The following is a 14237-nucleotide window of genomic DNA, read 5'->3' on the forward strand; positions in this document are numbered from 1 at the left end:
ATGACAGACGTGATCGACAATTACGAGTCCAATGCACTTCTGCTGCCCGTCACGAGCGCGCAACGTGAGATCTGGATGGCGTGTCGATTCGCTCCGGAGATTCCCACCTATCGTCTCGGTGAATATTGGGAGATTCGCGGGGACGTCGACGTCGACGCGATGCGTGCGGCGGTACGCCGGGTCGTCGCGGAATCGGATGCGCTGCGGGTGCGTTTCACCGAAGTCGACGGGGAGGTTTTCCAGTCCGTTCTCCCGATGTCCGACTGGGAGTTGCCGTTCCACGATCTGAGCGACCGTCGCGACGCCTTCGCGGCGGCGCTCGCCTGGATGCGCGACGAACTGCGGGATCCGATGGACCCGGGCGCCGGCCCGCTGTTCCGGTACGCGCTGTTCAAGATCTCGCGGTCGCGGTACGTCTGGTTCGGTGCCTGGCACCACATCGTGGTCGACGGGGCCGCCGTCGCGTTGCTCAAACAGCGTGTGGCGGAGCTCTATACGAGCTACGCGGCAGGAGCGGAGGCCGGCGCGTCCGCGGCACCGGCGCTGAGTGAGCTCGTCGCCGCCGACCGGGCCTACGCGGCCTCGGATCAGTACCGGGCCGACCACGACTTCTGGGCGGCGGCCCTCGCCGACCCGCCGGGTGTGTTGTCGTTCGGCGACAAGGCCGCCGGGGGGATCGCCGAGTTGGTCGGCCGGACCGACGAACTCGACCCGGCGACCGACGCCAGCCTGCGCGAACTCGCCGAGCGATGCGGCGTCCGAATGTCGACCCTGTTCATCTGCGTCAGTGGCCTGTACGCGTCGATGGTCACCGGTGAGCGTGACCTGTTGATCGGCATCCCCGTCTCCGCTCGCACCGAGCCTGCCGTGCGGACCGCCGTCGGCTCGGTGGCCAACGTGCTTCCGGTGCGGCTGCGCCTCGACCCCGCCCGCCCCTTCGCGACACTGTTGACCGAGGTGGCCGCGCAGGTCCGGGACGCGTTGCGGCATCAGCGTTTCCGCGGCGAGGACATCATCCGGACGGTGGCCCCGCACACCGCCGCCGGCGAGTCGCCGTTCGGCTTCCACGCCAACTACATGGGATTCGACTACGACTTCCGGTTCGGGGAGTTCGAAGCCGACCGATGCGTACTGACCGCCGGAATCCCGGAAGTCTGCTCACTGAACTACTACGACGTGCGCGGCCGCTTCCCGACCCGGGTCGACTTCTCGGCCAACGGCCGGTACTTCGACACCGACAGCGTCGCCACCCACCTGCGGCGTTACGTCGAACTCCTCCGCACGATCGCCCGGCGCGCCGCGGACCCGCGGTTCCCGATCGGCCGGCTGGAACTCCTGGACGACGGTGAGCGGCACCGGATCCTGCGCGACTGGAGTGGTTCGGATGTCGCTCGCGCGGCGGCCGAACCGGTCGCGACGTCGTTCGCCGCGCGCGTCACGGCCGATCCCGAGGCCGTCGCCGTGGTGACCGCGACGCGGACGCTGACCTACCGCGAACTCGACGAGCGGTCGGGACGACTGGCCCGGCTGCTGGCCGCGCGGGGCGCGGCCGCGGAACAGGTTGTGGCGCTGGCACTGCCGCGCACCGCCGACCTGGTGGTCGCGCTGCTGGCGGTCGCGAAGTCCGGTGCGGCGTATGTGCCGTTGGACCCCGCCTATCCGCGGGACCGGTTGCGGTTCATCCAGTCCGACGCGCACCCGGTACTGGTGTTGACCACCGGTGCGGTCGCCGACCGCGTCCCCGAGACGGGTGTGCCGCGCCTGCTGCTCGACGACCCTGCCCTGTCCGCCGAGCTCGACGCCCTGGAACCCCTGGCGCCGGTGGATGTTCCGGACACGACTGTGGCGTATCTGATCTACACCTCCGGCACCACGGGTGTGCCCAAGGGGGTCGCGGTCGCACGCGCGAACCTGGCCGCGCTGGTGCGGGCGACGGCGTCCCTGCACGGCGCCGCGGATCCGGTACGGGTGCTGGCGTCGACGTCGGTGGCCTTCGACGTGTCGGTGTTCGAACTGTTCACCACGCTGTGTGCGGGTGGTTCGGTCGAGCTCGTCGACGACGCGCTGGCTGTGGCGCAGCGGGATTCGTGGTCCGGTGCGGTGATGAGCATGGTGCCGTCGGCTTTCGACGCGGTGGCCGCGCACACCGAGACCGAACTCGCGGCGGACACGATCGTATTCGCCGGTGAGGCCTTGACCTGGGCGACGATCGAGCGGGCGCGCGACCGGATCCCGGGCGTGCGAGTGATCAACGCCTACGGCCCGACCGAGTCGACGGTGTACGCGACGACGGCGGTGCTGGAGGCCGGTGCGACCGGTCCGGTGCCGATCGGTGTACCGCTGCCGGGTGTCCACGCCCGCGTCCTCGACGGCTGGCTGCGGCCGGTTCCGGCGGGCGTGGCGGGCGAACTGTACCTGGGTGGCGCCCAGGTGGCCCGCGGCTACCTCGGCCGTCCCGACCTGACCGGTGCGCGATTCGTCGCCGACCCGTTCGACGTGAGCGGTGCGGGCGCGCGCCTGTATCGCACCGGTGACGTGGTGCGCTGGAACGCTTCCGGGACGCTCGAGTACCTCGGCCGGGCCGACGACCAGGTCAAGGTGCGCGGCTTCCGGATCGAACTCGGTGAGATCGAAGCGGCCCTCACCGCGCACCCGGAGGTAGCCCAGGCCGCCGCGATCGCCTACGACACGGGCTCGGGCAGCCAACTGGTCGGCTATGTGGTCGCGGCCCGCCGCGACGCCGCCGACCCGAGCCGGAAGGTCCGCGTCGGCGTGCTCGCCGGTGGCACCGGCGCGGCCGGGGAGTTCGCGACACCCGCACCGGCGGACCGGCGCGACGGTGCCGTGCCGCTGGATTCGGCTGCCGTGCGGGCGTTTCTGCGGGACCGCCTGCCGGACTACATGGTCCCGGCGGTGGTCATGGTGCTGGACGCGCTGCCGCTGTCGGCCAACGGCAAACTCGACCGAAAGGCGTTGCCGCAGCCCGTCTTCGCCGCCGCCACTGCCTATCGTGCGCCCGCCACCCCGGCCGAGGCGGCGCTGGCGGACGTGTTCGCCGAGATCCTCGGCCGCGACCGGGTCGGTGTCGACGACGACTTCTTCGAACTCGGCGGTGACTCGATCCGCTCGATCCAGGTGGTCTCCCGGGCGCGCGCTGCCGGGATCGTGATCAGTCCGCAGGACGTGTTCGGGCACCGCACCGTCGCCGAACTCGCGCGGGTCGCCGACGCCACGCGGGACCGGCGACAGCTGGCGGAACTGCCGGGCGGCGGGATCGGCTGGATGCCACTGCTGCCCGTGGCCCACTTCGTGCGCGAACTCGGCGCCGGCCTCGACGAGTTCCACCAGTCGATGCTGCTCGACCTGCCGGTCGGCATCGACGCGACGAGTCTGGCGGCGACCTGGCACGCGGTGCTCGACCGGCATCCGGTCCTGACCGCCCGGCTCGTCGATGTCGCGGGCGGCCCGGGCGAACCGGGGCCGGGGCTGGTGACGAGCCCGGCGGACGGCGTCGACGTCGCCGCGTTGATCCGCCGTATCCCGGTGCCGCACAGCGGTATCGCGGGCACCGACCCGGACTTCGCCGCACTGGTCGACACCGAGCTGGCCGCGGCGGCCGGGCGGCTGGATCCGTGGCGCGGCGTGCTGCTGGCGCTGGTGTGGTTCGATCTCGGCGCGGACGTACCGGGCGTGCTGGGCGTGGTCGCCCACCACCTGGCCGTCGACGGCGTGTCGTGGCGAATTCTGTTGCCGGACCTGGCAACCGCCTGGTCGCAGCTGGACGCGGGAGAGCGGCCGGTGCTGCCGGCGACGGGCACCTCGCTGCGCCGCTGGGCGCACGCGCTGGCCGAGGAGGCCACGACCGGCCGGCGGACGGCCGAACTGGCCTGGTGGACCGGCATGCTGGCCGGACCGGACCCGGTGCTCGGCGCGCGGGAACTGAATCCGGCGCTCGACACCCACGCGACGCTCGAGCAGGTTCGGCTGCGGCTGCCGGCCGACCTGACCGAGACGGTGCTGACCGAGCTGCCGGCCGCCGTGCACGGACGGGCCGACGACGGCCTGCTGGCAGCGCTGCTGGTCGCGGTGACCGTATGGCGGCACCGTCGCGGCGGGGACGCCGATTCCGGTGTGGTGGTCCGGCTGGAGGGCCACGGCCGCGAAGAGGCCGCGGTGCCCGGTGCGGATCTGTCGGCGACGGCCGGGTGGTTCACGACCATGTACCCGGTGCGGCTGACCCTGCCCGCCGACCTGGACCCCGAGGATGTGCTCGCCGGCGGGCCCGCCGCGGGTCGGGTGCTGAAATGGGTCAAGGAACTGCTGCGGGCGGTCCCCGATCGCGGGATCGGCTACGGTCTGTTGCGGTACCTGAACCCCGAGACCGGACCGGTGCTGGCCGGATTGCCTTCGGGCCGAATCGGTTTCAACTACCTGGGCCGATTCACCGGCGGTGACCCGATACCGGCTCGGGGCTGGACCGTCACCCGGCACCGCCTCACCGAATTCGAGCTGGCGGCCGGGGCCGGTGCCGCGATGCCGGCCTGGTCGGCGCTGGAGATCAACGCCCTCGTCACCGAGGACGCCACCGGACCGGTGCTGGGCGCGACCTTCGACTACCCGGCCGGCGTGCTCGACCGGGCGGTGGTCGAGGAACTGTCCGCGCTGTGGCGTGCCGCCCTGACCGGTCTCGCGCGGTACACCCGCGCCGGCGCCGGTGGCCGCACCCCGTCGGACGTGCCGATGACCGGGCTCGATCAAACCGCCATCGAGGTCCTGGAAGCGAGATACCCACAGCTGCAGGACATCTGGCCGGTGACCGACATGCAGGCGGGACTGCTGTTCCACGCCCGGCTGGCCGGGACCGGATTCGACGCCTACCACATGCAGGTCATGTTCGACCTGTCCGGACCGGTGGACCCGAGCCGGCTGCGCAGCGCAGGTCAGGTCCTGCTGGACCGGCACCCCAGCCTGCGCACGGCCTACCCGATCACCGACGACGGCACCACCGTCGCGGTGGTGTGCGACCAGGTCACCCTGCCCTGGCACGAACTCGACCTGCGCACCCAGCCCGCGCACCGGCAGGCGGAATTGGTCGCCGAATTCCTCGACACCGACCGGGCGACGCATTTCGACCCCGTCGCCGCACCCATGCTGCGGCTGGCCCTGATCCGGTTCGGCGCCGACCGGTCGCGGCTGGTGCTGACCGCGCACCATGTGCTGCTCGACGGCTGGTCGCTGCCCCTGCTGCTGGCCGAACTGCTGGTGCTGCACGCCACAGCGGGTGACCCGGCGCCGCTGCCCGCCGCCGCGAACTACCGGGACTTCCTGCGCTGGCGGCACACTCAGGATCCGGAGCGCGCCGCGCGGGCCTGGCAGCGATACCTGGGCGGAGTCGCCGAACCGACCCTGCTGGCCACCGCCGACCGGCCGGACGGCGACGACCCGGCCATCGCGTCGGATGTGCTGGAGACAGTGGACATTCCGCTGCCGGCGCCGGTGTCGCGGGCGCTGTCGGCGCGCGCGATCGAATGCGGTGTCACGCTCAACACCGTCGTGCAGGTGGGCTGGGGCATGCTGCTCGCGACCGTGACCGGTCGCGACGATGTGTTGTTCGGCGCCACCGTATCCGGACGCCCGGCCGACCTGCCGGGCGCGGACACCATGCTGGGCCTGCTGATCAACACCGTGCCGGTGCGGGTCCGGATCGACGCCGCCGACACGCTGGCGACCCACTTGCGCCGGCATCAGGCCGAACAGCTCGGCCTGCTGGAACACCACCAGCACCCGCTGACCGAGATGCACCGGATCACCGGCGTCCCGGCCCTGTTCGACACCCTGCTGGCCTTCGAGTCCTATCCGATCGACGAGAAGTCCCTCACCGGATCCATCACCATCACCGGCGTCGAACACCGCAGCGGCACCAACTATCCGGTGACCGTCACCGCGACCGTGTCCGACACCCTCGCGCTCACACTGCAATTCGACACCGGATTGTTCACGCGCGGCGAGATCGACCGGCTCACCACCGGTTTCGTCACCCTGCTGTCGGCCTTCGCCGCCGACCCCGACACACCGGTCGCCCGACTCGGACTGCTGGACGCGGCCGACCGCGACCGGCTCGCGCGGTGGAACGACACCACCGCGACTCCGTCGGTGCAGACCGTCGCGCAGCTCGCGGCCGCACGCGCCGCGGCGGATCCGGACGCGGTGGCCGTGGTCGCCGGAACCGAGTCGCTCAGCTACCGGCAACTCGACGAGCGGGCCAACCGGCTGGCCCACTGGCTGCTCGACCGGCAGGTCGGCGTCGACGACGTCGTGGCGCTCGCGATGCGCCGGTCTGCCGATCTGGTAGTCGCGATGCTGGCCGTCGGCAAGGCCGGCGCGGCCTGGCTGCCGATCGACCCCGACTATCCGGCGGACCGGATCGCCTACATGCTCGACGATGCCCGCCCCCGGCTGACCCTGGACGCCGTGCCGGATCTGGACCCGTATCCGCCCACCGCGCCGGAGCTCACCGTCGCCCCCACCGGCGCCGCCTACGTGATCTACACCTCCGGCTCGACCGGCCGCCCCAAGGGAACCGTGGTCACCCATGCCGGCGTGGCGGCGCTCGCCGGCGCGATGACCCGGCGGTTCGGGCTCACGCCCGCGAGCCGAGTGCTCGCCCTGGCGTCGCCGAGCTTCGACGCCTCGGTCATGGAACTGCTCATGGCACTGGGATCCGGTGCCGCACTGATGATCGCGCCGCCCGGTGTCTGGAGCGGCACCGAACTGGCGGACCTGCTGATCGCCGGTGCGGTCACCCACGCGTTGATCCCGCCCGCGCTACTGGCCACCGTGCCCGAGCTGCCCGACGGTATCCTCGCCGTACCGGTCGTCGGCGCGGACACCTGTCCGCCCGAACTGGTGGACCGCTGGGCCGGTGGGCGCCGGATGATCAACGCCTACGGTCCCACCGAAGCCACCATCGCCGTAACCCTCAGTGACGCACTGGCTCCCGGCGACGGGGTGCCGCCGATCGGGCGGCCGGTCACCGGCACCCGGCTGTACGTATTGGACCGATGGCTGCGCCCGGTGCCGGTCGGCGTCGTCGGCGAACTGTATGTCGCCGGGCCGGGTGTCGCCCGCGGCTACCTGGGCCGGCCCGCGCTGACCGCCGAACGGTTCGTCGCCGATCCGTTCGGCGGCACCGCCCGGTTGTATCGCACCGGGGACCTGGTGCGCTGGAACGCCGACGGCCAGCTTGCCTTCGCCGGACGCGCCGACGACCAGGTCAAGATTCGCGGTTTCCGCGTCGAGACCGCGGAGATCGAGGCCGCGCTGATCACCGACCCGGCCGTGGACCGCGCCGTGGTGGTCGTCGTCGACGGTCCCGCCGGAAAACGCTTGGCCGCCTACGTGACCGTCGCCGCCGGCGCGGCCTTCGACCCGGCCGCGCTGCGCGACCACGTCGCCGCCCGGCTGCCGCACTACATGATGCCCGCCGCGTTCACCGAGATCGCCGCGATCCCGCTCACCCCGAACGGCAAGATCGATCGAAAGGCGTTGCCGGAACCGGTATTCGCCGCGACCACCGAGTACCGTGCGCCGGCCAACCCGGTCGAGCGGACGCTCGCCGCCCTGTTCGCCGAAGTGCTCGGTGCCGAGCGGGTCGGCGCGGACGACAGCTTCTTCGATCTCGGCGGCCACTCGCTGCTGGCGACCCGGCTGCTCGGGCGGATCCGGGCCGAACTGGGGGTGGAGGTACCGATCCGGGCGGTCTTCGATCTGCCGACCGTCGCGGGCCTGGCCACCCGGATCGGCGCCGCCGACGCCACCGGACCCGAACTGGTGCGGCGGCCCCGACCCGAGGTCGTGCCGCTGTCGGCGGGACAACGCCGGCTGTGGGTACTGCACGAGCTCGACGGTCCCGCACCGACCTACAACATGCCGGTCGTGATCCGCTGGGCGGGCGCGGTGGACGTCGGTGCGCTGCGGGCCGCGCTGGCCGATGTGGTCACGCGGCACGACACGCTGCGGACCGTCGTCACCCGGGTCGGCGACCTCCCCGCGCAGCACATCGTGGCGGACGCGCGCCCGGAGCTGATCACCGGTGCGGTGACCGGCGGCGAGCTGCCGGCCGCGTTGGCCGCGAGCGCCGCACACGGCTTCGATCTCGCCACCGAGATCCCGATCCGGGCCTGGCTGTGGACCGTCGGCGCCACCGACCACGTGCTGGCCCTGGTGATCCACCACATCGCCGCCGACGGCTGGTCGATGGCGCCGCTGCTGCGTGACTTCGGCTCGGCCTACCGGGCCCGGATCGCCGGGCACGCACCGGAGTTCGCCCCGCTGCCGGTCGACTACATCGATTACACGCTGTGGCAGCGCGAACTGCTGGAGTCGGGGCCGCGGGCCGAGGGCGTGGTCGCCGGTCAACTGGCCTTCTGGCGAGAAACCTTGCGGGACATGCCGACCGACCTGATGCTGCCCACCGACCGCCCGCGTCCCGCGATGCCGACCGGTCGTGGTGCGGTGGTGCCGGTAGCGCTGGACGCCGTGACCCACGCCCGGCTGACGCAGCTGGCCCGCGACCACCGGGCCTCGGTGTTCATGGTGTTGAACGCGGTGCTGGCGACCGTGCTGTCCCGGCTCGGCGCGGGCGCGGACGTCCCGGTCGGGGCCGCGGTCGCCGGCCGCGGCGCCGCGGCCCTCGACGCGGTCGTCGGCTTCTTCGTCAACACGCTCGTGTTGCGCGGCGACCTGTCCGGGGACCCGGAATTCGGCGAACTGCTGGACCGGATGCGGCGCACCCACCTCGACGCGCACGCGAACTCCGACGTGCCGTTCGAACGCGTCGTGGACGCGCTGGCGGCGGACCGCTCCGCGGCCCGCGACAGCCTGTTCCAGGTGATGCTGGTCCTGCAGAACAACGAGAACGCCACGGTCGCCGAACTCGGCCTGCCGGACGCCCGGGTGTCCCACGAGGCCGTACACACCGCCACCGCCAAGTTCGATCTGACCTTCTCCTTCGCCGAGACCTACGCCACCGACGGCACCCCGTCCGGAATCGGCGGCTGGATCGAATACGCCACCGACCTTTTCGACGCCACGACCGCCGCGGCGCTCGCGGCCCGCTTCACGCTGGTAGCCGAAGCCGTGACCGCGGACCCGCGGCTACGGGTATCCCAGGTCCCGATCCTGCTGCCGGCCGAACAGCGAATGGTGTTGGAGTGGAACGACACTGGCACCGACGCGGCGGTGGTGTCGCTGCCGGCGATGTTCGCCGCGCGGGTCGCGCAGACCCCGGACGCGGTCGCGGTTGTGGCGGCGGCTTGGGCGCGAGAAAGTCACGCGGACAGCGTGTTTGCCGGTGCGGTGTCGGTGACGTATGCCGAGTTGGATGCGCGGGCGAATGCTGTGGCGTGGTGGCTGCTCGAGCGCGGAGTAGCGGCGGAGGAGCCGGTGGCGGTTGTGTTGCCGCGGTCGGTGGATCTGGTGGTGGCGTTGTTGGGTGTGGCGAAGGCGGGTGCGGTGTTCGTGCCGTTGTTGCCGGAGTGGCCGCAGTCGCGTCGTGATCAGGTGGTCGCCCAGGCCGGTATCCGGCTGAGTCTAACCGCCGTGGAAGTTACTGCGGCCGTGGCGGATGCGGCCTCGACGGCGGCGGGATTCGCCGGTCCGGGCGTGGACGTGGACCCCGATCAGCTGGTGTACGTGATGTACACCTCCGGGTCTACCGGTGAGCCCAAGGGTGTCGCGGTGCGGCATCGGGATGTGACTGCGCTGGTGCAGGACCGGTGTTTCGCTGGTGGTGCGCACGAGCGAGTACTCGTGCATTCGCCGCATTCGTTCGACGCGTCGACCTACGAGCTGTGGGTGCCGCTGCTCAATGGCGGTCGAGTGGTTCTCGCCGAACCCGATTCTGGCCCGGTGGAATTGGCGTCGTTGATCAGCGACTCCGGTGTGACCGGATTGTGGTTGACCGCTGGTTTGTTCGCGGTGATGGCGCAGGAGCATGCGCAGTGTTTCTCGGGTGTGCGGCAGGTGTGGACCGGTGGTGACGTGGTCTCGCCTGATGCGGTGCGCCGAGTCCAGCAGGCATGCCCGGAAACGGTGGTGGTGAACGGGTATGGCCCCACGGAGACAACGACTTTCGCGACGTACTATCCCATCCCGACGGCTCACCCCGCGAACAGCTCGGACAGCGCCCACGACGGTAGCGCCGACGTCGGGGAGGACGATCGAGCGTCCACCGCCGCGGGGCCCCAGGACGACCTCAGCGCCGCGGTTCCGATCGGCCGGCCGCTGGACAACATGCGAATGCTGGTCCTGGACAGCGGATTCCGGCCGGTACCGCCGGGTGTGATCGGCGAGCTGTATGTCGCCGGTGCGGGCGTCGCCCGAGGGTACGCCGGTCGCGCGGACCTGACCGCGGCGCGGTTCGTCGCGGATCCGGCGGGATCGGGGGAGCGGGTCTACCGGACCGGTGACCTGGTGCGCTGGAACGGTTCCGGTGCGCTCGAGTACGTCGGCCGGGCCGACGACCAGGTGAAGATCCGGGGTTTCCGGATCGAGCCCGGTGAAGTCGAGGCGGCGCTCGCGGCCGACCCCGCGGTGGGTCGCGCCGTCGTGATCGTCGTGCCCGGGCCGGGCGGAAAACGACTGGCCGCCTACATCACCGCGGCCGTGGACGGCGAGCAGGGCACCGCGACCGCGGCGTCGATCGACACCGCCGCCGTGCGGGAACGGGTCGCGGCGCGCCTGCCCGAATACCTGGTGCCGGCGGCGATCGTCGCGCTCGACCGCATCCCGCTGACCACCAACGGCAAGGTCGACCGGAAAGCCCTGCCGGCACCGGAATTCCGCACCGGCGGCGGCTACCGGGCGCCCGCCGGCGACACCCAACGGCTGCTCGCGGACCTGTTCGCGGAGGTCCTGGGCGCGGAACGAGTCGGCATCGACGACGACTTCTTCGACCTCGGCGGCGATTCGATCGTCGCCATCCGGTTGGTGTCGCGGGCGCGGGCCCACGGTCTGGTGCTCAGCCCCCGGGATGTGTTCCGGCACCGCACCGTCGAGGTGCTCGCGGAGGCGGCCCGTCCGCTCGGCGCGGACCGTCCGGCCGAGGAGGCCGGCGCCGGAATCGGCGAGCTGCCCGCGACTCCGGTGATGCGGTACTTCGCCGAGCTTCCCGGCGCGCTGTCGACGTTCCATCAGCGCATGGGGCTGCCGCTGCCGCCCGGAGTCCGGGCCGACCAGCTGGCCGACGCGCTGCAAGCGGTTCTCGATCATCACGACGCGCTGCGGATGCGGGTCGATTTCCGCACGCCCGGCGTGGTCGAGATCGCGGCCGCGGGCACGGTCGCGGCGACCGAGGTGCTACGGCACGTCGCGGTGGCCGACCACGGCACCGAGCCGATCGCCGAGCTGGTCGAGTCCGAAACTGCCCGCGCCCGAACGGAATTGGACCCGGCGACGGGCCGGTTGGTGCGGGCGATCCGGTTCGACGCCGGACCGGACGAGCCCGGCATGCTGTTGCTACTGGTGCATCACTGGGCGGTCGACGGTGTTTCCTGGCGCATCCTGCTCGACGACCTGCGGGCCGCGCTGGAGGCGGTCCGCGCCGGCGAATCCGTTGCGCTGCAGCCGGTTCCGACCTCCTTCCGGCGGTGGGCGCACCGGCTGGTGGCGCGCGCGCCGGCCCGGCGAGCGGAACTGCCGCTGTGGCGCGAGGTGCACGCCGGGCCGCGGCCGCCCCGGATCGGCAGCCGCGCACTGGATCCCCGCCGCGACACCGTCGCCACCCTGGGGCAGCTGGAGCTGCGGCTGTCGGGCGAGGTGAGCGAAGCGCTGCTGACCACGGTCCCGGCGGCGATCCACGGTGAGATCGACGACGTCCTGCTCACCGCGCTGGCCCGGGCCGTGCGCCGCTGGCTCGGATCCACCGGGCCGGTCCTGGTGGACCTGGAAGGCCACGGCCGCGAAGAGTTCGCCGCCGACCTGGAGCTGTCGCGCACCGTCGGCTGGTTCACCGCGGTGTACCCGGTGCGGCTGGAACCGGCCGCCGCCGACATCGTCACCGAAGCCAAAGCGGTCAAGGAACACCTGCGCCGCATCCCGGACAAGGGACTCGGCTACGGACTGCTGCGCTACCTCGACAGCGACGAATCCGCCACCGAAGTACACGGGCCCACACCGGAAATCGGGTTCAACTACCTGGGCCGCTTCCGCGACGACGCCGACACCGGGCAGTGGGCCGGCCACACCGGACTGCGCAGCGGCGGCGCCGACGACATCGCGCTGACCCACGTCGTCGACGTCACCGCCGTCACCGCGGACACCGCGACCGGGCCGGTGTTCGTCACCTCCCTCACCTGGGCCGGGGAGCTCCTCGACGAGCCGCGGGTGCGCGCCCTCGGCGAACTGTGGTTCGCGGAGCTGACCGAGCTGGTGCGCGCGGTCGCCGCGGGCGGCGGCGGTCACACGCCGTCGGACTTTCCGCTGGTGCCCCTCGCGCAGAACGAGATCGACCAACTGGCAACGGAATTCGCCGAGGACGGCGGGATCGCCGACCTGCTGCCGCTGTCACCGCTGCAGGAGGGCTTGGCCTTCCACGCCGGCTACGGCGCCGACGTGTACACCGCGCAGTTCGTCATCGACTTCGACGGGCCGCTGAACCGCGCGCTGCTGCACGAGTGCCTGCACCAGGTCGTGCGGCGCCACGACAATCTGCGGGCCGGATTCCGGCGGACGGCCGCGGGTTTCGGCGTTCAGGTGGTGCCCGGCACGGTCGGTCCGGCCTACACGGTGACCGACGTGTCGGCCGCGCTGGACCCCGAGGAACAGGCCGCCGAGCTGGCGGCCGCCCAGCGGCGCAAGCCGTTCGATCTGCGCCGGCCGCCGCTGCTGCGCTTCGTCCTGGTGATCCTGGGCACCGACCGGCACCGGTTGATCCTCACCAACCATCACATCCTGCTCGACGGCTGGTCGATGCCGCTGCTGCTGAGCGAGATCTTCGCCCTGTACCGCGGCGCGGGCGAACCCGGCACACTGTCGCGGGTCCGCCCCTACCGCGACTACCTGCGCTGGCTCGCCGACGCGGATCGTGAAGCGGCGGCACAGGCCTGGTCGGGCGCACTGGCCGGACTCACCGAACCCACGCTGCTCGCCGGCGCGGGATCCGCCACGGTGCAGGTGCCCGAGCAGGTCCGCGCCGAGTTGACCGAATCGGCGACCCGGGAGCTGACCGACCGCGCCCGCCGCTGGGGTGTCACACCCAGCACGGTTGTGCAGACGGTGTGGGCGTTGCTGCTGGCCGGGGAGACCGGACGCGACGATGTCGTGTTCGGGTCCATGGTGTCCGGGCGGCCGGTCGAGGTCGAGGGCGCCGACACGATGATCGGGTTGTTCATCAACACCGTGCCGGTCCGGGTCCGGCTGCGGCCCGCGCAGTCCTTCGCCGATCTGGTGCGGGCGGTGCAGGAGCAGCAGAGCGCCCTGTTCGCCCACCACCATCTCGGGCTCGCGGAGATCCAGCAGCGCACCGGCTTCCGGCAGCTGTTCGACACCCTGACCGTGTACGAGAACTATCCGATCGCCGCCGGGAACGGTGGATCCGGTGTCGAGGTGGAGCCCGGGCTGCGGGCCGCCGTCGTGGCCGGCAGCGACGCCACCCATTACCCGCTCGCGCTGATGGTGGTGCCCGGGGACACGATGCGCTTGCGGCTCGACTTCCAGCCCGACGTCGTCGCCGGTGCGCGGGCCGCCGCGATGCTGGACCGGTTCACGACGATCCTGGCCGCCGTCGTGGCCGACCCGTCCGCACTGATCTCGCGGATCCCGGCGATGTCGGCGGCGGAGCACGCGCGGATGGTGCGGGACACCGGCACCGCCGCCGCGGCCGCCCCGCCGCTGCCGGAGGCGTTCGCCGCGCGGGCCGCGGCGCACCCGGACGCGATCGCGATCGTCGCCGGCGGTACGTCGCTGACCTACCGGGAGCTCGACGAGCGGTCCGGCCGGCTGGCCCGCCGGTTGATCGCGCACGGCGCCGGACCGGAACGTGTTGTGGCCGTTGCCTTGCCGCGCACCGCGACGCTGCCGATCGCGTTGCTGGCGGTGCTGCGGTCCGGGGCCGCCTACGTGCCGGTGGACCCGGCCTATCCGCAGGACCGCTCGCGGTTCATCCTCTCCGACGCGAATCCGGTGATGGTGCTGACCGACAGCACGGTCGCCGACCGGATTCCGCGGACCGGGACCGT

The 14237-nt window shown here is 72.1% G+C and carries 1 protein-coding gene (running past one end of the window); it reads left to right on the top strand.

The genetic code is table 11. The features are described from left to right. On the top strand, nucleotides 1-14237 hold the start of the coding sequence (locus EBN03_RS22560; RefSeq protein WP_122190085.1) for a non-ribosomal peptide synthase/polyketide synthase. 25927 nt of this gene lie beyond the right edge of the window; only the first 14237 of its 40164 coding nucleotides appear in the window; its start codon is at nucleotides 1-3; the stop codon falls past the right edge of the window.

The sequence above is a fragment of the Nocardia stercoris genome (assembly GCF_003696265.1).
In the GTDB taxonomy this organism is placed as follows: domain Bacteria; phylum Actinomycetota; class Actinomycetes; order Mycobacteriales; family Mycobacteriaceae; genus Nocardia; species Nocardia stercoris.